This window comes from Wenyingzhuangia sp. (assembly GCF_039768515.1).
GTDB lineage: Bacteria > Bacteroidota > Bacteroidia > Flavobacteriales > Flavobacteriaceae > Wenyingzhuangia.
The window spans coordinates 1-20,904 of sequence record NZ_JBDNAI010000087.1; the positions used below are offsets into that span (position 1 = coordinate 1).

A 20,904-nucleotide genomic window follows, 5' to 3' on the forward strand; every position below is an offset into this window, starting at 1 on the left:
CCAAAAAATAAAATTAACTCATTGGTATTTGATTAATTAGAAAATATTTGTAGTTTTGCAAGCCTTTGGAGATAATTTTCAAAGGGAAAATATTAAAACGTTATATATATTAATTTATGCCAACTATTCAACAATTAGTTAGAAAAGGAAGAGCCCAAGTTACTAAGAAGAGTAAATCGGCTGCTTTGAAGGCATGTCCACAACGTCGTGGAGTATGTACGCGTGTTTATACTACAACACCTAAGAAACCTAACTCGGCAATGCGTAAAGTAGCCCGTGTTAGATTGACTAACGGTAATGAGATAAACGCTTACATCCCAGGAGAAGGACATAACCTACAAGAGCACTCGATAGTATTAGTAAGGGGAGGAAGAGTAAAAGATTTACCAGGGGTAAAGTATCACGTAGTACGTGGAGCTTTAGATACTGCTGGTGTTGAGGGAAGAACTCAACGTAGATCTAAGTATGGAACTAAGCGTCCAAAAAAATAATCTATTAATCTTTTAAATTCTTAAGAAAACATGAGAAAAAGGAGAGCAAAAAAGAGAATTCTTTTACCAGATCCAAAGTTTAACGACCAATTGGTGACACGTTTTGTGAACAACTTAATGTGGGATGGTAAGAAATCTACAGCGTTCAAAATTTTTTACGATGCATTAGAGATTGTAGAAAATAAAAAAGGAGAAGAGGAAGAGAAATCTTCATTAGAAATATGGAAAGATGCATTGTCTAACGTAATGCCTCAAGTAGAAGTACGTAGCCGTCGTGTTGGGGGTGCTACTTTTCAAATTCCAATGCCAATTAGACCAGACCGAAAGGTTTCTATGGCAATGAAATGGTTGATTTCTTACTCTAGAAAGAGAAATGAAAAGACTATGGCTCAGAAATTAGCTGCAGAAGTATTGGCTGCTGCAAAAGAAGAAGGAGCTGCTGTTAAAAAGAGAGTGGATGTTCACAAGATGGCAGAAGCTAACAAAGCATTTTCACATTTTAGATTTTAATAGAAATGGCTAGAGATTTAAAACTTACAAGAAATATTGGTATTGCAGCGCACATTGATGCGGGTAAAACCACTACGACAGAGCGTATATTATACTACACTGGAGTTTCTCACAAGATTGGAGAAGTACACGATGGTGCAGCGACTATGGACTGGATGGAACAAGAGCAGGAGAGAGGTATAACGATTACTTCTGCTGCTACTACTTGTACTTGGCAGTTTCCTGTAGAAAATGGTCAGCCTACTTCAGATGCGAAAGGTTACCATTTTAATATTATTGATACTCCAGGGCACGTTGATTTTACTGTTGAGGTGAACCGTTCTTTGCGTGTGTTAGATGGTTTGGTATTCTTATTTAGTGCTGTTGATGGTGTTGAGCCTCAATCAGAAACCAACTGGAGATTAGCAGACAACTACAAAGTACCTCGTATTGGATTTGTAAACAAAATGGACCGACAAGGATCTAACTTTGCTAACGTATGTAAGCAAGTAAAAGAAATGTTAGGGTCTAATGCAGTTGAAATTGTTTTGCCTATTGGTGAAGAAAATGATTTTAGAGGGGTTGTAGACTTAGTAAAAAACAGAGCTATTGTATGGCATGACAACACCCAAGGAGCAACCTTTGATGTGATTGATATTCCTGAAGATTTAGTTGATGAGGCTGCAGAGGCTCGTGCTAGATTGATCGAAGAGGTGGCTTCTTATGATGAAGAGTTGTTAGAGAAATTCATGGAAGATGAAAACTCTATCTCTGAAGAAGAGGTGCACGCTGCATTAAGAGCTGCTGTTATGGATATGGCAATCATTCCAATGATATGCGGTTCATCGTTTAAAAACAAAGGTGTTCAATTTTTGTTAGATGCTGTATGTCGTTATTTGCCATCACCGATGGACAGACCAGAGATAGTTGGGACAAACCCAGATACAGAACAAGAAGAGACAAGAAGTCCTGATGTAAATGATAAATTTTCTGCTTTGGCGTTTAAAATTGCTACAGATCCTTTCGTAGGACGTTTGGCATTTTTCCGTGCTTATTCAGGGCGTTTGGATGCAGGATCTTACATCTTAAACAATCGTTCAGGTAAAAAAGAACGTATTTCACGTATCTACCAAATGCACGCAAATAAACAAAACTCTATTGATCATATTGAGGCTGGAGATATTGGTGCTGCTGTTGGATTTAAAGACATCAAAACTGGTGATACAATGTCTTCTTTAGATGGACCTATTGTATTAGAGAGCATGGACTTTCCTGCACCCGTGATTGGTATATCTATTGAGCCAAAGACAAAGGCAGATGTTGATAAAATGGGATTGGCTTTAGGTAAATTAGCTGAAGAAGACCCAACATTTACAGTTAAAACTGATGAAGCCTCTGGTCAAACAGTGATTTCTGGAATGGGGGAATTACACTTAGAGGTTTTAGTTGACCGTATGAAACGTGAGTTCAAAGTTGAAGTTAATCAGGGACAACCACAAGTAGAATACAAAGAAGCTGTAACAAAAACTACTGAACACAGAGAAACTTATAAAAAGCAATCTGGAGGTCGTGGTAAGTTTGGTGACATTGTATTCACAATGGGGCCTGTTGATGAAGATTTTGAAGGAACTGGATTACAGTTTGTCGATGAGATCAAAGGTGGACGTATACCTAAGGAATTTATACCAGCGGTAGAAAAAGGATTCAAAGAGTCTATGCAAAATGGACCTCTAGCTGGATTTGTCATGGATTCATTGAAGATTGTTTTAAAGGATGGATCTTTCCACCCTGTTGATTCTGATGCTTTATCTTTCGAATTAGCTGCAAAATTAGGATATAAGTCTTGTGCGAAAGCAGCAGGAGCTATTATACTAGAACCAGTGATGAAGATGGATGTGATTACGCCAGAAGAGAACATGGGAGATATTGTAGGTGACTTAAACAGACGTAGAGGTCAAGTTAACGATATGAGTGATAGAGGAGGAGCTAAGGTTGTTAAAGCTGATGTGCCGTTATCAGAGATGTTTGGTTATGTGACTACTTTACGTACGTTATCATCGGGTAGAGCAACTTCTACAATGGAGTTTTCACACTACGCACAAACACCTTCTAACGTATCAGAAGAAGTCATAGCAGCTACTAAAGCTTAATTTAAAACATTAGAAAATGAGTCAAAAAATCAGAATAAAATTAAAATCTTACGATTATAACTTAGTAGATAAATCTGCTGAGAAGATTGTAAAGACGGTAAAGTCTACTGGAGCTGTTGTAAACGGTCCTATTCCTTTACCAACCAATAAAAAGATTTTTACAGTATTACGTTCACCACACGTAAACAAAAAATCTAGAGAGCAATTCCAGTTGTCTTCTTACAAGAGATTGTTAGACATCTATAGTTCTTCATCTAAGACAATTGATGCCTTGATGAAATTAGAGTTGCCTTCTGGAGTAGAAGTAGAAATTAAAGTGTGATAATCTAATTGTCGTACCGAAGAAAAAAAGAGCAGATTCATTTGAATCTGCTCTTTTTTTTGTCTAAATCCATAATGCTATCAAATACGATATAGCAGGATGCATAAAAAGACGGTTTGTAAATAAAGGAATATCATCGCGTGTAGTCTATTGCCTCCTTTGGGTTAACTTGTTCCATTGTCTTGTTGTATACTTTCTTGTTCTCCTTTCAGTGGTTTTTTAAAACTTAGGTAGAAGAATCATTTGTTCCCTCTGTATTTTTCTCAACCAAACTCAATAAAACCTCTTATTTGCTGAGTATGACATATTTAAAAGATTAATAGGTTTGCTAGTAACTGTATCTGTCATCTATAGCGTAATGAAATATTCATTAAAATGGTTATGTTTTAGGCTCACAGATGACCTCTGAAATAGAGGTCTGCCGATTCTTAGGGGTTTTTAAGTATTTTGATCAAAGAATCTACTGGATTAAAGAGAGTCTCGAGAAAGCCAATTAAATGTTATGATGGGACAATATTTAAATTTAAATATGAATGATAGGTGAAGAGCAAATGAATCCCCATAAAGGTTCAAGAAACCTCAAAATCTTTACACTGAGAATTAGCAAATTAAATAATAATTACTATCTTTGCAGTCCTTTTTTAGGGTGTATACAGGTGTTGAGTGCCTGTAATTTTGTGCTCAAATGTAGGGTTTACTAGGTAAGTCCATAAGTTTTTGCATTGAAACAAGCTCAACATTGGATTGCATTCTGAGACGGGAATAAAAGTATAATTAATAATTAATTTTAAATAATGTCTGGGTTAATAGGAAAAAAAATCGGAATGACTAGCATATTTGATGAGAACGGGAAGAATATTCCTTGTACTGTAATTCAAGCTGGTCCGTGTGTAGTTACCCAAGTCAGAACTGAGGAAGTAGATGGTTATGCTGCTATCCAATTAGGTTTCGATGACAAATCTGACAAGAATACGACCAAAGCTTTGCAGGGACACTTTGCAAAAGCTGGGACTACTTCTAAAAGAAAAGTTGTTGAGTTTAGTTTTGATGAGGAAGAGTTAAATTTAGGAGATACAGTAGGTGTAGATCTTTTTACTGAAGGAGAATTTGTTGATGTATCAGGGATTTCAAAAGGTAAAGGATTCCAAGGGGTTGTAAAACGTCATGGGTTTGCTGGAGTAGGACAAGCTACTCACGGTCAACACAACCGTTTAAGAGCTCCAGGATCTATTGGTGCTGCATCTTATCCTGCACGTGTATTCAAAGGAATGCGTATGGCTGGAAGAATGGGTGGAGATACAGTTAAAGTTGCAAACTTAAGAGTTTTGAAAGTTGTTACTGACAAGAACTTGATCGTAGTCAAAGGATGTGTTCCTGGTGCTAAGAACTCTTATTTAACTATCGAGAAATAATGAAAGTATCAGTTTTAGATTACACAGGAAAAGATACAGGGCGTCAGGTAGAGTTATCTGATGCAGTATTCGCTATAGAGCCAAATGATCACGCAGTTTACTTAGATGTAAAGCAGCACTTGGCAAATAGAAGGCAAGGTACTCACAAAGCAAAAGAAAGAGCTGAGATTGCAGGGTCTACTAGAAAGATAAAAAAGCAAAAAGGGACAGGTACTGCACGTGCAGGATCTATTAAGTCTCCGGTTTTTAGAGGTGGAGGTAGAATATTTGGACCAAGACCAAAAGATTATTCTTTCAAATTGAATAAAAATTTAAAGAGATTGGCTAGAAAATCTGCTTTAAGTTTACAAGCAAAAGAGTCGAATATTATTGTTGTAGAAGATTTTACTTTCGAAGCTCCAAACACTAAGAATTTTATTAATGTGTTGAAAGCTTTAGAGTTAGACAATAGAAAATCTCTATTTGTCTTGGGTGGGTCAAATAATAATGTATATTTGTCATCACGAAATTTAAAGGGATCTGAAGTTGTAACTAACTCAGAACTAAACACTTACAAGCTATTGAATGCAGGTAAGGTAGTTTTGTTAGAGGGAGCAATTGCAGATATTGAAGCTAATTTAAGTAAATAGGGAGCAGATATGAGTATTTTAATAAAACCTATTATTACAGAAAAAGCGACCAAAGATAGCGAGTTGTTGAACCGTTATGCTTTCGTTGTGAAGTTAAAGGCTAACAAGATTGAAATCAAAGAAGCTGTAGAAGCGACTTATGGAGTTTCAGTTGAGAAAGTAAGAACAATGATATATCCAGTACAGCGTTCAACAAAGTTCACCAAAAAAGGTGTTGTTGAGTCAAAAGTATCTGCATATAAAAAAGCTATCGTAGAGGTGGCTGAAGGAGAGAATATTGACTTTTATAGCAATATTTAATTAATATAAACAATTTTAAATTTTAACATGTCAGTTAGAAAATTAAAACCAATCACACCAGGTCAGCGTTTTAGAGTAGTCAATGGGTTCGACGCCATTACTACTGATAAGCCGGAAAAGTCTTTATTGACGCCGAATAAAAGATCTGGAGGTCGAAACAACAGTGGTAGAATGACAATGCGCTATATCGGTGGAGGTCATAAGAAAAGATACCGTATTATCGATTTTAATAGAGATAAATTCGGTGTTGAAGCTACTGTGAAAACAATTGAGTACGATCCAAATCGTACTGCATTTATTGCATTAGTAGAATATGCAGATGGAGAGAAGAGATATGTAATTGCTCAGGCTGGTTTACAGGTTGGACAAACTATCGTAAGCGGTCAAGAAGCTGTTACTCCAGATGTAGGTAATGCAATGCCTTTGGCAAATATTCCTCTAGGTACAACTATTTGTTGTATTGAATTACGTCCAGGACAAGGAGCTGTTATGGCTCGTTCAGCGGGATCTTTTGCTCAGTTAATGGCAAAGGAAGGAAAGTATGCTACTGTTAAATTACCATCAGGAGAGACAAGACTAATCTTATTGACTTGTATTGCAACTATTGGAGTTGTGTCTAACTCAGATCACCAATTATTAGTTTCTGGTAAAGCTGGTAGATCTAGATGGTTGGGTAGAAGACCTAGAACAAATGCTGTTAGAATGAACCCTGTTGATCACCCTATGGGAGGTGGTGAAGGACGTTCTTCAGGAGGTCACCCAAGATCAAGAAATGGTATTCCTGCAAAAGGATACAAAACGAGATCGAAGACAAAAGCGAGTAATAAGTATATTTTAGAACGTAGAAAAAAATAAGTAAGACATGGCACGTTCATTAAAAAAAGGACCTTTCATATTTCATAAACTTGAGAAAAGAGTTGTTGCAAATGCAGAGGCAGGAAGTAAAGAAGTAATCAAGACTTGGTCAAGAGCTTCTATGATTACTCCAGATTTCGTTGGTCAAACTATAGGAGTTCACAACGGAAGAACATTTGTACCAGTATATGTTACTGAAAACATGGTAGGTCATAAATTAGGAGAGTTTTCACCAACACGTACCTTTAGAGGTCACGGTGCAGACAAGAAAAATAAAGGAAAAAAATAGTAGGATATGGGAGTTCGTAAACATAACATGGCAAAACAGATCAAGGAAGCAAAGAAAGATGTTGCTTTCGCTAAATTGACTGGTTGTCCTACATCACCAAGGAAAATGAGATTGGTGGCTGATCTGGTAAGAGGAGTAGAGGTTGAAAAAGCTTTACAAATCTTAAAATTTAGTTCAAAAGAAGCATCTATTAACGTTGAGAAGTTATTGTTGTCTGCGATTGCAAACTGGCAAGCTAAAAACGAAGAGGCTAATTTAGAAGAAGCTAATTTATACGTGAAAACAATCACTGTAGATTCTGCAGCGATGTTAAAGAGATTGAGGCCAGCTCCACAAGGTCGTGCACATAGAATTCGTAAGCGTTCTAATCACGTGACTATTGTGTTGGGAAGTAAAAATATTGAAAGCAAATAATCAAAAGTAGACATGGGACAAAAGACTAATCCAATAGGAAATCGTTTAGGAATCATCAGAGGATGGGACTCAAACTGGTACGGAGGTAATGACTACGGAGATAAAATTGCTGAAGATAATAAAATAAGAAAGTACTTAAATGCAAGATTATACAAAGCGAGTGTTTCTAGAATCATCATTGAACGTACTCTAAAACTTGTAACCGTTACTATCACTACAGCTAGACCAGGTATCATTATCGGGAAAGGTGGACAAGAGGTAGACAAGTTGAAAGAGGAGTTGAAGAAGTTAACTGGAAATGAAGTACAAATCAATATATTTGAAATCAAACGCCCAGAATTAGATGCTAATTTAGTTGCTGCAAGTGTTGCTCGTCAAATTGAGAATAGAATCTCATACAGACGTGCAATCAAGATGGCTATTGCTGCTACTATTCGTATGAATGCTGAAGGGATTAAAATCCAGATTTCAGGACGTTTGAATGGTGCTGAAATGGCACGTTCAGAGCACTATAAAGAAGGTAGAATTCCTCTATCTACTTTTAGAGCTGATATTGATTATGCTTTGGTAGAAGCCCATACAACTTACGGAAGAATCGGAGTTAAAGTATGGATTATGAAAGGTGAGGTTTACGGTAAGCGCGAATTATCTCCATTAGTAGGCCTGTCTAAAAAGTCAGGAGGAAAAGGTGGAGCTAACGCAGGAGCCAAAAAAGGACCTCGTAGAAGAAAATAATTTTTCACAAAAATTAGAATTTAGAAATGTTACAGCCTAAAAGAGTAAAGTACCGTAAGGTACAGAAAGGTAAAGGTAATATGAGCGGTGATTCTCAAAGAGGGAATCAGTTAGCTTTTGGTATGTTCGGGATCAAATCCTTAGAACAAGCCTTAATTACCTCTAGACAAATAGAAGCAGGTCGTATTGCTGCGACTCGTCATATGAAAAGAGAAGGACAGTTGTGGATCAAAATCTTTCCAGATAAGCCTATTACAAAGAAACCTTTAGAGGTTCGTATGGGTAAAGGTAAAGGTGCTCCTGAGTATTTCGTAGCCGTAGTTAAACCTGGTAGAATATTATTTGAAATCGGAGGAGTTCCTTTCGATGTTGCTAAAGAAGCTTTACGCTTAGCAGCTCAAAAAATGCCAGTGAAAACTAAGTTCGTTGTTGCGAGAGATTATGATAACGCTTAATATCTAAGAGAAATGAAACAATCAGAAATTAAAGAATTGTCAGTTGTAGACTTACAAGAGAAATTAGATACTCTTAAAAAGAATTACACTGATCTTAAGATGGCTCATGCTATTTCTCCATTAGAGAATCCTTTAGAGTTGAGAGCGCTTAGAAAAACTGTAGCAAGAGTAGCTACTGAGTTAACTAACAGACAATAAGTATTTTTAAAAGATGGAAAATAGAAATCTTAGAAAAGAAAGAATTGGTGTTGTATCTAGTAACAAAATGGACAAGTCTATAGTTGTTGCTGAGGTAAAAAAAGTGAAACACCCAATGTATGGTAAATTCGTATTAAATACGAAAAAATACGTTGCACACGATGAGCAGAACGACTGCAACATTGGAGATACTGTAAGAATCATGGAAACACGTCCTTTAAGTAAATCTAAACGTTGGAGATTAGTAGAAATCCTAGAAAGAGCGAAATAGTATGTTACAGACAGAATCAAGATTAAACGTAGCAGATAACACTGGAGCTAAAGAGGTCTTAGTGATCCGTGTTTTAGGAGGAACAGGAAAGCGTTATGCTTCAATTGGAGACAAAATTGTTGTTACTGTAAAGTCATCAACTCCAAATGGTAGCGCTAAAAAAGGTCAAGTATTCAAAGCCGTAGTTGTTCGTACTTCAAAAGAAGTAAGAAGAAAAGATGGTTCTTACATTCGTTTTGATGACAATGCATGTGTATTGTTAAATGCGACTGGAGAAATGTCTGGTACCCGTGTATTTGGACCAGTAGCAAGAGAACTTCGTGATAAGCAATTCATGAAAATTGTATCATTAGCACCTGAGGTGCTTTAATATTTGTAAAACAATGGCAAAGATTAAAATTAAATCAGGAGATACAGTAAGAGTTATTGCTGGAGATCAAAAAGGAAAAGAAGGGAAAGTTTTATCAGTGATTACTGACAAAAACAAAGCAATTGTTGAGGGTGTTAACTTAGTTTCTAAGCACACGAAGCCAAGCGCTCAAAGCCCACAAGGTGGAATTGTAAAGAAAGAAGCTGCTTTGCCTATTTCTAACTTAGCTATTTTGGAGGATGGAAACATCACCAAGATAGGATATAAGATAGAAGACGGTATAAAAGTACGTATTTCTAAAAAATCACAAAAAGCTATTTAATATGAGTTATATTCCAAGACTTAAGCAAGAGTACACAGACAGAATTAAGGCAGCCTTAACTGAAGAGTACGGATATAGCAATATTATGCAAGTACCTAAACTAGAGAAAATTGTTATTTCTAAAGGAGTAGGTGCTGCTATTGCAGACAAGAAATTAGTTGATTATGCTGTAGAAGAGTTAACTACAATTTCAGGACAAAAAGCGGTTTCAACTTTATCTAAAAAAGATATTGCTACATTTAAATTACGTAAGGGTATGCCAATTGGGGCGAGAGTAACGTTACGTGGTACTAAAATGTATGAATTTTTAGATCGTTTGGTTACAGCTTCACTACCACGTGTTAGAGATTTCAATGGAATCAAAGCTACTGGTTTTGATGGTAGAGGAAATTACAACTTAGGAATTACTGAGCAAATCATTTTTCCTGAAATCAATATTGACCAAGTGAAAAAAATTGGAGGTATGGATATTACATTTGTTACCTCTGCAGCAACTGATAAAGAAGCTAAATCATTATTAACAGAACTAGGTTTACCCTTTAAAAAGAACTAATCATGGCAAAAGAATCAATGAAAGCTCGTGAGAGAAAAAGAGCTCAAACAGTTGCTAAGTATGCTGAGAAACGTAAAGCTTTAAAAGAAGCTGGAGATTACGAAGGTTTACAGAAGTTACCTAAGAATGCATCCCCTGTTCGTGGACATAACCGTTGTAAATTGACAGGTAGACCAAAAGGTTATATGCGTCAATTTGGAATTTCACGTGTTACTTTCCGTGAAATGGCAAATCAAGGTTTGATTCCAGGAGTTACAAAAGCTAGCTGGTAACCAAAACAATTTACGTACATCAGAAATGACAACTTTTGTATCTTTAGACCGGTACATTAAAGTGATAACATATAAACCTATTGGATTTTTATTCAATAGGTTTTTTTGAGTCATAATGTAGATGGGTTTTATTAAGTTGCTAATTCCTATTAAGTCATATCTCAAGTTGAAAAACACAAAACAAACTTTTAAAAATATTTTTTAAATAAATATAAAAAAACTACATTTGCAAACTCTTTCATAAAAGAGGTTATTTTAATTGATTTTAGGTTTTGTCCTGTTGAGGGATGAAAAACCGGAATCACAAACTAAATTTATATGTATACAGATCCAATAGCTGATTATCTCACAAGGATAAGAAATGCTTATCTAGCAGGCCACAGAGTAGTGGAGATCCCTGCATCAAAGGTCAAAAAAGCAATTACTGAGATTTTATTTGACCAAGGTTTTATTTTAAGCTACAAATTTGAACAAGGTACTGCCCAAGGTACTGTCAAGATTGCTTTGAAGTACAATCCTGTCACCAATGAGTCAGTAATTAAGAAGATTGAAAGAATTTCAACTCCAGGTTTACGTAAGTATGTTGGTGTAGAAGATTTACCAAGAGTTTTGAATGGTTTAGGTATTGCCATAGTGTCTACTTCAAAAGGAGTAATGACCTCTAAGCAAGCCAAACGAGAAAAAGTTGGTGGAGAAGTAATTTGTCACGTATATTAAAAATAGGATAGTATGTCAAGAATAGGAAAAAGCCCAATCGCAATTCCAGCTGGTGTTACTGTTACTATTAACGGAGACACAGTTGCTGTAAAAGGGAAGTTAGGAGAACTAACTCAAGAGATAACTGATGGTATCGTTATCAAAGAAGAAGAAGGTGTTATTGTTTTAGAGCGACCTTCAGAGTCAAAATCACACAAAGCGAAGCATGGTTTGTATCGATCGTTGATCAACAATATGATTGAAGGTGTATCTAAGGGATGGACCAAAGAATTAGAGTTGGTAGGTGTAGGGTATAGAGCTTCTAATCAAGGAAATGTTTTAGATTTAGCTGTTGGATTTTCACACAATATCATCTTAGATATTGCTCCAGAAGTTAAGGTGGAGACTGTATCAGATAAAGGAAAAAACCCAATCGTTAAACTTACTTCTTTCGACAAGCAGTTGGTTGGTCAAGTAGCAGCAAAGATTCGTTCTTTCCGTGCGCCAGAGCCATACAAAGGAAAAGGAATTAAGTTTGTAGGGGAAGAATTAAGAAGAAAAGCAGGTAAATCTGCATAATTTATAGTATTATGGCATTATCAAAGCTTGAAAGAAGACAAAGAATTAAGCGTAGAATTAGAAAAATTTCTGTGGGTACAGCATCTAAACCTAGATTGTCTGTGTTCAGAAGTAACAAAGAAATTTATGCTCAATTGGTTGATGACAATGCAGGTGTTACATTAGTATCTGTGTCGTCAAGAGATAAGGAAATCGAAGTAAAAGGTTCTAAAATTGAAGTTGCAAGTTCAGTAGGTAAGTCTATTGCTGAAAAAGCTGTAGCTGCAGGAGTAGAAATTGTTGCCTTCGACAGAAATGGTTATTTATACCATGGTAGAGTTAAAGCATTAGCTGAAGCAGCTAGAGGAGCTGGTTTAAAATTTTAAGAATATTATATTATGCAAGGATATAAAAACGTAGAAAGAGTTAAGCCAAGCGGATTAGATTTAGTAGATCGCTTAGTAGCTGTAAACCGTGTAACTAAAGTTACTAAAGGTGGACGTACTTTTGGATTTTCTGCTATCGTGGTAGTAGGAAACGGAGAAGGTGTAGTAGGTTATGGATCTGGTAAATCTTTAGATGTTGCATCTGCAATTGCTAAGGCTGTGGAAGAAGCGAAGAAAAGTTTAGTTCGTATTCCATTGATGAGCGCAACATTGCCTCATGAACAAAAAGGAAAATTTGGTGGATCTAAGGTATTGTTATTGCCAGCTTCACATGGTACCGGAGTTATTGCTGGTGGTGCTGTGCGTGCGGTGTTAGAATCTGTTGGTGTACACGATGTATTATCTAAATCTCAAGGATCTTCAAACCCTCACAATGTAGTTAAAGCAACATTCGATGCTTTGTTACAATTGAGAAGCCCACAAGCTGTGGCAGCGGAAAGAGGGATTTCTTTGGATAAAGTATTTAACGGTTAATATTCAACACCATGGGAAAAATTAAAATTACACAAGTTAAGAGCCAAATAAATCGTACGCAAGTTCAGAAAAGAACTTTAGAAGCGTTAGGTTTGACTAGAATTGGTAAGGTTGTTGAGCATGATGCTTCACCTTCAATCATAGGGATGGTAAATAAAATTAAACACTTAATTTCTTTTGAAGAAGTTAAATAAGTTATAAAAAGATGAGTTTAAACAATTTAAAACCTGCTAAGGGTTCTGTTAAAAGTAGTAAGCGTATAGCTAGAGGAGAAGGTTCTGGTCATGGAGGTACTGCTACTAGAGGACATAACGGACAAAAATCTCGTTCAGGATATTCTAGAAAAATAGGATTTGAAGGAGGACAGATGCCACTACAAAGAAGAGTGCCTAAGTTTGGATTTACCAATATCAACCGTAAGGAGTATACTGGTATCAACCTAGATAAATTACAATCACTTGTAGAAAATGGTAAAGTTACTGATACAGTTAACTTATCTGTATTGATAGAAAATGGTTTGGCAAATAAGAATGACCTAGTGAAAATTCTAGGAGGAGGAGAACTTAAAGCAAAACTAAGTGTAACTGTTCACAAATTTACTGGTTCTGCAAAATCTGCTATTGAGGCAGCAGGAGGTGAGGCTGTAACTTTATAATAAAATTGAATGAAGAAGTTTATCCAAACAATAAAAGACATTTGGTCTATTGACGAATTAAAGTCTAAAATCCTTTTGACATTAGGTTTGATGGCTGTATATAGATTTATGGCTCAGGTTACATTGCCAGGAATAGATCCTCAACAGTTGACTCAATTAGGCGATAAGACTTCAGACGGTCTTTTAGGTTTGTTAAGTGCGTTTACTGGAGGTGCTTTTTCAAGAGCTTCTATCATGGCGTTAGGTATTATGCCTTACATATCAGCCTCTATTGTTGTTCAGCTTATGGGAATTGCGGTTCCTTATTTGCAAAAATTACAGAAAGATGGAGAGAGTGGAAGGAATAAGATCAACCAAATCACTCGTTGGTTAACAATAGGGATAACTATAGTTCAAGGGGGTGCTTATTTGACAAGCTTGCCTTCGCTAGGTATTCCGGCCGAAGCCTATCTTTTAGGTCAAGGGGGTATGTTTTGGATCTCTTCAATGATTTTGTTAACTGCAGGTACAGTTTTTGCCATGTGGTTAGGAGAAAGAATTACTGAAAAAGGAATTGGTAATGGAATTTCATTATTGATTATGATTGGTATTATTGCTAGATTTCCAGCGGCATTCATGCAAGAGTTTACTTCAAAATATGCTGCAGGCTCAGGTGGTTTTATGATGATCCTGTTAGAAATTATAGTTTGGTTGTTGATCATTTTGGCTAGTATATTATTGGTGACTGCTGTTCGCAAAATCGCCGTTCAGTATGCTAGACGCACCGTAGTTGGTAGTGTTGATGATGCTCAAGGAGCAAGACAGTATATTCCATTAAAACTTAACTCTGCTGGAGTAATGCCTATTATTTTTGCACAGGCGATTATGTTTGTACCAGGTTTGGTTGCGAGAAATACAGAAGGTACATTACAGACGGTTTTTAATGCTTTATCCGATTTTAATAGTTGGGGTTATAATATTCTATTTTGTGTATTGATTATAGTATTTAGCTATTTTTACACAGCGATTACTATACCAACGAATAAGATGGCTGATGACTTAAAGAAAAGTGGAGGTTTTATTCCAGGAGTAAGGCCAGGTGTTGAAACTGCTGAAAAGTTGGATAGTATTTTGTCAAAAATCACATTACCTGGATCTATTTTCTTAGCTTTGTTAGCTGTTTTTCCAGCTATCATCGTACACTTTGGTGTACAACAAAACTGGGCAATGTTTTATGGTGGTACGTCATTAATCATTATGGTAGGTGTTGCTATTGACACCATACAACAAATCAATTCATATTTGCTAAATAGGCATTATGACGGATTGATGAAAACAGGAACAAAAAGAAGATCGACTATTTAATTATATGGCAAAGCAAGCATCCATACAACAAGACGGTACAATTACTGAAGCACTCTCTAATGCAATGTTTAGAGTTGAGTTAGAGAATGGTCATATTGTTACCGCACACATTTCAGGTAAAATGCGAATGCATTATATTAAATTACTACCTGGAGACAAAGTGAAGTTAGAAATGAGTCCTTATGATTTATCAAAGGCTCGAATTACTTATAGATACTAAATATCATTACGATGAAAGTAAGAGCATCAATTAAAAAGAGAAGTGCCGAGTGCAAGATTGTGCGTAGAAAAGGCAGATTATATGTAATCAATAAAAAGAATCCTAGATTCAAACAAAGACAAGGTTAGTTATGGCAAGAATTTCAGGTATTGACATTCCAAAAAATAAGCGTGGTGTTATCGCTTTGACTTATATTTTTGGAATTGGTAGAACCAGAGCTAAAGAGATTTTAGCAAGTGCTGGAGTAGATGAGAACATCAAAGTTCAAGATTGGACTGATGCTCAAATTGGAGCAATCCGTGAGCAAGCAGGTACGTTCACAATTGAAGGGGAGTTGCGTTCAGAAATCCAATTAAACATTAAGCGTTTAATGGATATTGGATGTTTTAGAGGAATCCGTCACAGAGCAGGATTACCTTTAAGAGGTCAAAGAACCAAAAACAACTCTAGAACAAGAAAGGGTAAACGTAAAACTGTAGCGAACAAAAAGAAATAATTAAGTTATGGCTAAATCTAATACAAAGACCGCTAAAAAGCGTAAAGTTATTGTTGAGTCTGTTGGTGAAGCACACATTACAGCTTCATTTAACAACATCATCATTTCTTTAACAAATAAAAAAGGAGATGTAATTTCATGGTCATCTGCAGGTAAGATGGGATTCCGTGGATCAAAAAAGAATACTCCATATGCAGCTCAGACAGCTGCTGAAGATTGTGCTGGTGTAGCACATGAAGCAGGCTTACGTAAAGTTAAAGTTTACGTAAAAGGACCTGGTAATGGTAGAGAATCTGCTATACGTACTTTACATAATGCTGGAATAGAAGTATCTGAGATTATCGATGTAACTCCTTTACCACATAATGGATGTAGACCACCAAAGAGAAGAAGAATATAATTTTATTTTTAACAATAGATTGGCAATACAAGTTATCGAAGGACTAAGCCTTAATTCATAACTGCCAATTTTAAATTTTTATTATGGCAAGATATAATGGACCAAAAACGAAGATTGCTCGAAAGTTTGGAGAAGCAATTTTTGGAGATGACAAATCTTTTGAAAAGCGTAACTATCCACCAGGACAGCATGGATTAGCAAAGAAAAGAGCAAAGCGCTCAGAATATTCTTTGCAGTTGCAAGAGAAGCAAAAAGCAAAATATACTTACGGTATTTTAGAACGTCAATTTTCTAATTTATTTAAAAAAGCTTCCTCTAGTAAAGGTATTACCGGTGAAGTTTTATTACAATTATGTGAATCACGTTTAGATAATACTGTTTTTCGTATGGGATTATCCAACTCTAGAAGTGGTGGGCGTCAGTTAGTTTCACACAGACATATTACTGTAAACGGAGAGATTGTGAATATTCCTTCTTATCAGTTGAAAGCTGGTGATGTAGTTGGAGTAAGAGAGAAATCTAAATCACTTGTAGTAATTGAGAATAGTATTGCAAGTTCCTCTGCCGTTTACGAGTGGTTAACATGGAACAATGATACCAAGACAGGAACTTTTGTGAGTGCTCCAGAAAGAATTCAAATTCCTGAGAATATCAAAGAGCAATTAATCGTCGAGTTGTACTCGAAATAATAATTTAGACACCAGTTAACTATGGCAATTTTAAATTTTCAGAAACCAGACAAAGTTATCATGATTGAATCTACCGATTTTGAAGGTAAATTCGAATTCAGACCGTTAGAACCAGGATTTGGTTTAACAGTGGGTAATGCTTTGAGAAGAGTTTTATTATCGTCTTTAGAAGGTTTCGCTATTACATCTCTACGCATCGAAGGTGTAGAACATGAATTTTCTACTGTGCAAGGAGTTGTCGAAGACGTAACTGAAATCATCTTAAACTTAAAGCAAGTACGTTTTAAGCAGCAGATTGTTGATTCAGATAAAGAAACTGTTTCAGTATCTATATCCGGTCAAAACCAAATAACTGCTGGTGATATTCAAAAATTTACTTCAGGTTTTCAAGTGTTAAATCCAGATTTAGTGATTTGTAATGTTGATAGTGCAGTCGCTGTGAGTTTTGATATTACTATTGAGAAAGGAAGAGGTTTTGTGCCTGCTGAAGAAAATAAAAAGGTGAATGTCCCAATGGGAACCATTTTTACAGATTCTATCTATACACCGATAAAGAATGTGAAGTATGCTGTTGAGAATTACCGAGTGGAACAAAAAACAGACTATGAAAAATTAGTTTTTGACATTGTTACAGACGGTTCAATCAATCCAAAAGATGCATTAACTGAAGCTGCGAAAATATTAATCCATCACTTTATGTTGTTCTCTGATGAGAGAATTACACTAGAAGCTGACGAAATTGCTAGAACTGAGACTTATGATGAAGAATCTCTTCACATGAGACAGCTGCTTAAGACCAAATTGGTAGATATGGATTTGTCTGTTAGGGCACTGAATTGTTTAAAAGCAGCAGAAGTAGAAACGTTAGGAGACTTAGTATCTTTTAACAAGAATGACTTGATGAAATTTAGAAACTTTGGAAAGAAATCTTTAACAGAGTTAGACGAATTGGTAAATATTAAAAATTTACATTTTGGAATGGATTTAAGTAAATATAAATTAGATAAAGACTAAACCCCTTTCATATTTTGCTCCTCAAAAAGAGTAGATGCAAGATGAAAGTAAAAATCATTTATAATGAGACACGGAAAGAAATTTAACCATTTAGGTAGAAAGACAGCACACAGAAATGCAATGTTAGCGAATATGGCTTGTTCTTTAATAGAGCACAAGCGCATCAACACAACTCTTGCTAAGGCAAAGGCGTTGCGTATGTACATAGAACCTATCATAACAAAGTCTAAAGAAGACACAACACATAATCGCAGAATTGTTTTTTCATATTTAAAAAATAAATTTGCAGTTAGTGAATTGTTTCAGAAGATCTCAGTAAAAGTTGCTGATCGTCCTGGAGGTTATGTTCGTATCATCAAATTAGGAAACCGACAAGGAGATAATGCTTCTATGGCAATGGTTGAACTGGTTGATTATAACGAAATTTATAATCCGAACGGAGCTAAGAAGAAAAAGACTACACGTAGGTCTAAGAAGAAAGTAGACGCTGCTGCTCCACAAGCAGAAGTTGTCAATGATGCAAAAGAATCTACTGAAGAGTAAGATGATTGACTTCAACTTAAATATTATAAAGGATAAACTATTATTTAGTTTATCCTTTTTTTATATTTGCAAAAATATTTTTTAAAACATTCTTTGTTGAAAGCTAAGGTGAAACACCTCCACCCAACAACAAAAACAACTTTTATGAAGTACAAAGAATTAAAGAGAGCAATTTTATTATTAGAAGATGGAACTATTTTTGAAGGGAAATCTGTAGGTATTGAAGGTACTACAATTGGTGAAGTATGTTACAATACTGGAATGACTGGTTATCAGGAAATTTTTACAGATCCATCATATTTTGGTCAGATAATGGTAACGACCAATGCTCATATCGGTAACTATGGTGTAAACGAAGATGAGGTAGAGTCTGAGGGAATCAAGATTGCAGGTTTGGTCTGTAGAAATTTTAGTTATGAGTATTCTAGAGACCGTTCTAGTGGATCATTAGACGAGTATTTAAAAGAACATGGTCTAATCTCTATTACAGATGTTGATACCAGAGCTGTTGTTAGCTACATAAGAAAACATGGTGCTATGAATGCTGCTATCTCTACTGAAGTTGATGATATTGACGCATTAAAAGCCAAATTGACTGAAGCACCAAGCATGAAAGGCTTAGATTTAGCTTCTATCGTTTCCACAAAAGAACCTTATTTTTACGGAAATGAAAACGCAAAGTACAAGGTCTCAGCTTTAGATTTAGGGATTAAGACTAACATATTGAGAAATCTAGCAAAAAGAGATTGTTACATAAAAGTTTTTCCTTGTACCGCTTCTTTTGAAGATATGGCCTCTTTTGAACCTAATGGTTATTTTCTTTCTAATGGTCCTGGTGATCCAGAACCCTTGAAGAGTGCGCAAGAAGTAGCTAAAACCATTATTAGTAAAGATTTACCATTGTTTGGTATTTGTTTGGGGCACCAAACAATAGCCCTTTCTCAGGGGATTTCTACCTATAAAATGCATAATGGTCATAGGGGGATCAATCATCCGATAAAAAACCTAATAACTGGGAAAGGTGAAATTACTTCACAAAACCATGGTTTCAACGTGAGTAGAGAAGATGTCGAGGCAAGCAGTCATGTAGAGGTTACCCATGTTCACTTAAATGATAATACGGTAGCAGGTATTGCGATAAAGGATAAAAAAATATTTTCAGTACAATATCATCCAGAGGCAAATCCTGGTCCACACGATGCGTCCTATTTGTTTGATCAGTTTATTGACAACATGAAATAAGAATAAAAAATCCCTTTCAATTTGAAAGGGATTTTTTTATAATAATGATTGATCGATCTGAACATTATAGTTTTTTAGTTCTTCCAAATGCTCCCTGTAGTTAAATGCTTCTTTACTAAAAGCTTGTCTTCTAAGCTTGTTGCTATCTAATCGACTTTTTGATCTAACAAAACGTCTCACATCTTCTGAATTTCTGAGTTTAAGTTTTGGAACAGGGATATTTTCTCCCTCAGCACTTTTAGCAACCATCACGAAGTATGAGGAGTTGCAGTGTTTTTTTTCTCCTGTTTGTATGTTTTCTGAAATGACTCTAATACCAACAGTCATAGATGTTTTTCCTACGTAATTTACTCGAGCTTTTAAGGTTAAAAACTCACCAACATTAACTGGATTTTTGAAATCTACGGTGTTTACAGAGGCCGTCACACAGTATGCACTAGAATATTTTGAAGCACATGCAAATGCAACCTGATCCATTAAATTTAATATATAACCTCCATGAATCTTTCCGCTAAAATTTGAATTCAACGGTTTCATCAATTCTGTTATTTCTACTTCAGAGTCTTTAGGATCTTTAACGATTGTATTCATCATGTTTTAGTTTTTTTTGTATGCAAACAAATAAGTGGGATTTTAAGTTGTTTAAAGATACTATATTTTATTTTTGTGATGGTGGATGCTATGTTTTTATTGAATCCTATAAAGTCACCTCAAAGACCTGTTGTGCAGTTCATGAATTTGTGAGTAAAAGGTTCTTATCTCTATGGTGCTAGTAGCTTTGCGGCTACAAAATGTTTAATCAAATTTTTTGGCTTCTTCCCAATATACATCCATTTCCTCTAAAGTAAGATCTGTAAGTTTGATGCCTTTTTTCATTGTGTTGTTCTCTAAATACTCAAAACGTTTCTTAAACTTAAGATTAGTACGTTCTAATGCGTTTTCCGGGTTTACACCAATCCGTCTAGCATAATTTACCATAGAGAATAAAACATCTCCAAATTCTGCTTCTATGCGTTTTTTATCCCCTTTCTCTATTTCTTCATTTAATTCATCGAGTTCTTCTTTGACTTTCTCCCATACTTGCTCTGGGTATTCCCAGTCAAATCCTACAGCGGATACTTTTTCTTGAATTCTATTTGCTTTAACTAGAGCGGGCAAAGATGAGGGGACTCCTTGTAAAAGGGAGGTATTTCCTTTTTCTTCTAGCTTTAGTTCTTCCCAATTTTTTTTAACTTCTTCTTCATTTTTTACTTTTGCATGACCATAAATATGAGGATGCCTGTGAATCAATTTTTCTGAAATGCTGGTCGCAACGTCTCCAATATCAAAACTATTGGTTTCACTTCCTATTTTAGCATAAAAAACAATGTGTAAAAGCAGGTCCCCTAATTCTTTTTTTATTTCATTCAAATCATTAGAAAGTATGGCTTCCGCGAGTTCGTATGTTTCCTCGATGGTCAGATTTCTTAGGGATTCAAGTGTTTGTTTTTTATCCCAAGGGCATTGCTGTCTCAACTCATCCATGATGGTCAGTAAACGATCTATTGCAGCCAGTTGGTCTCTTCTTGTATTCATCATTCTTAATAAAAAGTTTATAGTG

Annotated in this window: 35 protein-coding genes; 33 read left to right on the forward strand and 2 right to left on the reverse strand. The window is 35.6% G+C overall.

From position 1 onward, the window contains the following. Window positions 1–116: 116 nt before the first annotated feature. From rpsL to carA, 33 genes are all read left to right on the forward strand, one after another. A complete protein-coding gene (rpsL, locus tag ABF281_RS05535; protein ID WP_068827466.1) occupies window positions 117–491 on the forward strand; it encodes a 30S ribosomal protein S12 in 375 nt (124 codons plus the stop codon). A gap of 30 nt (window positions 492–521) precedes the next feature. Next, complete coding sequence (gene rpsG / locus ABF281_RS05540; protein ID WP_302882750.1) at window positions 522–1,001, forward strand: 30S ribosomal protein S7; 480 nt, start codon at window positions 522–524, stop codon at window positions 999–1,001. 5 nt (window positions 1,002–1,006) lie between these two features. Next, the gene (gene fusA / locus ABF281_RS05545) at window positions 1,007–3,130 is read left to right on the forward strand and encodes an elongation factor G (RefSeq protein WP_347180691.1); all 2,124 of its coding nucleotides are present in this window, start codon (window positions 1,007–1,009) and stop codon (window positions 3,128–3,130) included. A 16-nt stretch (window positions 3,131–3,146) separates the two neighbouring features. Further along, window positions 3,147–3,452, forward strand: coding sequence for a 30S ribosomal protein S10 (gene rpsJ / locus ABF281_RS05550; RefSeq protein ID WP_010137088.1), 306 nt, complete (start codon window positions 3,147–3,149; stop codon window positions 3,450–3,452). Window positions 3,453–4,246: 794 nt separating this feature from the next. Continuing rightward, window positions 4,247–4,864 carry a 50S ribosomal protein L3 gene (rplC, locus tag ABF281_RS05555; RefSeq protein WP_347180692.1) on the forward strand — a complete coding sequence of 206 codons (618 nt, stop codon included), beginning with the start codon at window positions 4,247–4,249 and terminating at the stop codon, window positions 4,862–4,864. Further along, entirely contained in the window at window positions 4,864–5,493 is a 630-nt protein-coding gene (rplD, locus tag ABF281_RS05560; RefSeq protein ID WP_347180693.1) for a 50S ribosomal protein L4, read from the forward strand. The genes rplC and rplD overlap by 1 nt, the downstream gene beginning before the upstream one ends. Before the next feature lie 9 nt (window positions 5,494–5,502). After that, window positions 5,503–5,793: a 50S ribosomal protein L23 gene (gene rplW / locus ABF281_RS05565; protein WP_347180694.1), complete on the forward strand. Its 291-nt coding sequence runs from the start codon at window positions 5,503–5,505 to the stop codon at window positions 5,791–5,793. A gap of 27 nt (window positions 5,794–5,820) precedes the next feature. Beyond that, window positions 5,821–6,648 (forward strand): 50S ribosomal protein L2, encoded by an 828-nt coding sequence (gene rplB, locus ABF281_RS05570; protein WP_347180695.1) that lies wholly within the window; start codon window positions 5,821–5,823, stop codon window positions 6,646–6,648. Window positions 6,649–6,655: 7 nt separating this feature from the next. Continuing rightward, complete coding sequence (rpsS, locus tag ABF281_RS05575; RefSeq protein WP_167188617.1) at window positions 6,656–6,937, forward strand: 30S ribosomal protein S19; 282 nt, start codon at window positions 6,656–6,658, stop codon at window positions 6,935–6,937. 6 nt (window positions 6,938–6,943) lie between these two features. Next, window positions 6,944–7,351: a 50S ribosomal protein L22 gene (gene rplV, locus ABF281_RS05580; RefSeq protein WP_347180696.1), complete on the forward strand. Its 408-nt coding sequence runs from the start codon at window positions 6,944–6,946 to the stop codon at window positions 7,349–7,351. 12 nt (window positions 7,352–7,363) lie between these two features. Further along, window positions 7,364–8,086, forward strand: a complete 723-nt coding sequence (gene rpsC, locus ABF281_RS05585) for a 30S ribosomal protein S3 (RefSeq protein ID WP_347180697.1) — start codon at window positions 7,364–7,366, stop codon at window positions 8,084–8,086. 26 nt (window positions 8,087–8,112) lie between these two features. Continuing rightward, complete coding sequence (gene rplP / locus ABF281_RS05590) at window positions 8,113–8,541, forward strand: 50S ribosomal protein L16 (protein ID WP_347180698.1); 429 nt, start codon at window positions 8,113–8,115, stop codon at window positions 8,539–8,541. 12 nt (window positions 8,542–8,553) lie between these two features. After that, window positions 8,554–8,739: a 50S ribosomal protein L29 gene (gene rpmC, locus ABF281_RS05595; RefSeq protein ID WP_347180699.1), complete on the forward strand. Its 186-nt coding sequence runs from the start codon at window positions 8,554–8,556 to the stop codon at window positions 8,737–8,739. A gap of 13 nt (window positions 8,740–8,752) precedes the next feature. Continuing rightward, complete coding sequence (gene rpsQ / locus ABF281_RS05600) at window positions 8,753–9,010, forward strand: 30S ribosomal protein S17 (protein WP_068827442.1); 258 nt, start codon at window positions 8,753–8,755, stop codon at window positions 9,008–9,010. Between the two features lies 1 nt (window position 9,011). Next, window positions 9,012–9,380, forward strand: coding sequence for a 50S ribosomal protein L14 (rplN, locus tag ABF281_RS05605; protein WP_347180700.1), 369 nt, complete (start codon window positions 9,012–9,014; stop codon window positions 9,378–9,380). Window positions 9,381–9,393: 13 nt separating this feature from the next. Further along, window positions 9,394–9,702: a 50S ribosomal protein L24 gene (gene rplX / locus ABF281_RS05610; protein WP_347180701.1), complete on the forward strand. Its 309-nt coding sequence runs from the start codon at window positions 9,394–9,396 to the stop codon at window positions 9,700–9,702. 1 nt (window position 9,703) lies between these two features. Continuing rightward, window positions 9,704–10,255 (forward strand): 50S ribosomal protein L5, encoded by a 552-nt coding sequence (rplE, locus tag ABF281_RS05615; protein WP_347180702.1) that lies wholly within the window; start codon window positions 9,704–9,706, stop codon window positions 10,253–10,255. Window positions 10,256–10,257: 2 nt separating this feature from the next. Continuing rightward, window positions 10,258–10,527, forward strand: a complete 270-nt coding sequence (gene rpsN / locus ABF281_RS05620; protein WP_347180703.1) for a 30S ribosomal protein S14 — start codon at window positions 10,258–10,260, stop codon at window positions 10,525–10,527. A 318-nt stretch (window positions 10,528–10,845) separates the two neighbouring features. Beyond that, window positions 10,846–11,244 carry a 30S ribosomal protein S8 gene (gene rpsH / locus ABF281_RS05625; protein ID WP_347180704.1) on the forward strand — a complete coding sequence of 133 codons (399 nt, stop codon included), beginning with the start codon at window positions 10,846–10,848 and terminating at the stop codon, window positions 11,242–11,244. 12 nt (window positions 11,245–11,256) lie between these two features. After that, window positions 11,257–11,802, forward strand: a complete 546-nt coding sequence (gene rplF, locus ABF281_RS05630; RefSeq protein ID WP_347180705.1) for a 50S ribosomal protein L6 — start codon at window positions 11,257–11,259, stop codon at window positions 11,800–11,802. Window positions 11,803–11,813: 11 nt separating this feature from the next. Continuing rightward, entirely contained in the window at window positions 11,814–12,167 is a 354-nt protein-coding gene (rplR, locus tag ABF281_RS05635; RefSeq protein ID WP_347180706.1) for a 50S ribosomal protein L18, read from the forward strand. Window positions 12,168–12,176: 9 nt separating this feature from the next. Next, window positions 12,177–12,701, forward strand: a complete 525-nt coding sequence (gene rpsE / locus ABF281_RS05640; RefSeq protein WP_347180739.1) for a 30S ribosomal protein S5 — start codon at window positions 12,177–12,179, stop codon at window positions 12,699–12,701. 11 nt (window positions 12,702–12,712) lie between these two features. After that, window positions 12,713–12,895: a 50S ribosomal protein L30 gene (rpmD, locus tag ABF281_RS05645; protein ID WP_347180707.1), complete on the forward strand. Its 183-nt coding sequence runs from the start codon at window positions 12,713–12,715 to the stop codon at window positions 12,893–12,895. A gap of 11 nt (window positions 12,896–12,906) precedes the next feature. Next, entirely contained in the window at window positions 12,907–13,356 is a 450-nt protein-coding gene (rplO, locus tag ABF281_RS05650; RefSeq protein WP_347180708.1) for a 50S ribosomal protein L15, read from the forward strand. A 9-nt stretch (window positions 13,357–13,365) separates the two neighbouring features. Continuing rightward, complete coding sequence (secY, locus tag ABF281_RS05655) at window positions 13,366–14,700, forward strand: preprotein translocase subunit SecY (RefSeq protein ID WP_347180709.1); 1,335 nt, start codon at window positions 13,366–13,368, stop codon at window positions 14,698–14,700. A gap of 4 nt (window positions 14,701–14,704) precedes the next feature. Next, the gene (infA, locus tag ABF281_RS05660; protein WP_010137062.1) at window positions 14,705–14,920 is read left to right on the forward strand and encodes a translation initiation factor IF-1; all 216 of its coding nucleotides are present in this window, start codon (window positions 14,705–14,707) and stop codon (window positions 14,918–14,920) included. An 11-nt stretch (window positions 14,921–14,931) separates the two neighbouring features. After that, window positions 14,932–15,048 (forward strand): type B 50S ribosomal protein L36, encoded by a 117-nt coding sequence (gene ykgO, locus ABF281_RS05665; RefSeq protein WP_013621733.1) that lies wholly within the window; start codon window positions 14,932–14,934, stop codon window positions 15,046–15,048. A gap of 2 nt (window positions 15,049–15,050) precedes the next feature. After that, window positions 15,051–15,416 (forward strand): 30S ribosomal protein S13, encoded by a 366-nt coding sequence (gene rpsM / locus ABF281_RS05670; protein ID WP_347180710.1) that lies wholly within the window; start codon window positions 15,051–15,053, stop codon window positions 15,414–15,416. Window positions 15,417–15,423: 7 nt separating this feature from the next. Next, the gene (rpsK, locus tag ABF281_RS05675; RefSeq protein WP_347180711.1) at window positions 15,424–15,816 is read left to right on the forward strand and encodes a 30S ribosomal protein S11; all 393 of its coding nucleotides are present in this window, start codon (window positions 15,424–15,426) and stop codon (window positions 15,814–15,816) included. 83 nt (window positions 15,817–15,899) lie between these two features. Next, window positions 15,900–16,505: a 30S ribosomal protein S4 gene (gene rpsD / locus ABF281_RS05680; protein ID WP_347180712.1), complete on the forward strand. Its 606-nt coding sequence runs from the start codon at window positions 15,900–15,902 to the stop codon at window positions 16,503–16,505. Window positions 16,506–16,526: 21 nt separating this feature from the next. Beyond that, window positions 16,527–17,519, forward strand: a complete 993-nt coding sequence (locus tag ABF281_RS05685) for a DNA-directed RNA polymerase subunit alpha (protein WP_347180713.1) — start codon at window positions 16,527–16,529, stop codon at window positions 17,517–17,519. A 63-nt stretch (window positions 17,520–17,582) separates the two neighbouring features. Next, complete coding sequence (gene rplQ / locus ABF281_RS05690) at window positions 17,583–18,062, forward strand: 50S ribosomal protein L17 (protein WP_347180714.1); 480 nt, start codon at window positions 17,583–17,585, stop codon at window positions 18,060–18,062. A 144-nt stretch (window positions 18,063–18,206) separates the two neighbouring features. Continuing rightward, a complete protein-coding gene (gene carA / locus ABF281_RS05695; RefSeq protein ID WP_347180715.1) occupies window positions 18,207–19,304 on the forward strand; it encodes a glutamine-hydrolyzing carbamoyl-phosphate synthase small subunit in 1,098 nt (365 codons plus the stop codon). Between the two features lie 36 nt (window positions 19,305–19,340). Here the strand turns inward: carA and ABF281_RS05700 are convergent, their stop codons facing one another. Together ABF281_RS05700 and mazG are read right to left on the reverse strand one after the other, a co-directional pair. Then, window positions 19,341–19,895 (reverse strand): acyl-CoA thioesterase, encoded by a 555-nt coding sequence (locus ABF281_RS05700; RefSeq protein ID WP_347180740.1) that lies wholly within the window; start codon window positions 19,893–19,895, stop codon window positions 19,341–19,343. Window positions 19,896–20,099: 204 nt separating this feature from the next. Further along, a complete protein-coding gene (gene mazG / locus ABF281_RS05705) occupies window positions 20,100–20,879 on the reverse strand; it encodes a nucleoside triphosphate pyrophosphohydrolase (protein ID WP_347180741.1) in 780 nt (259 codons plus the stop codon). Window positions 20,880–20,904 lie beyond the last annotated feature (25 nt).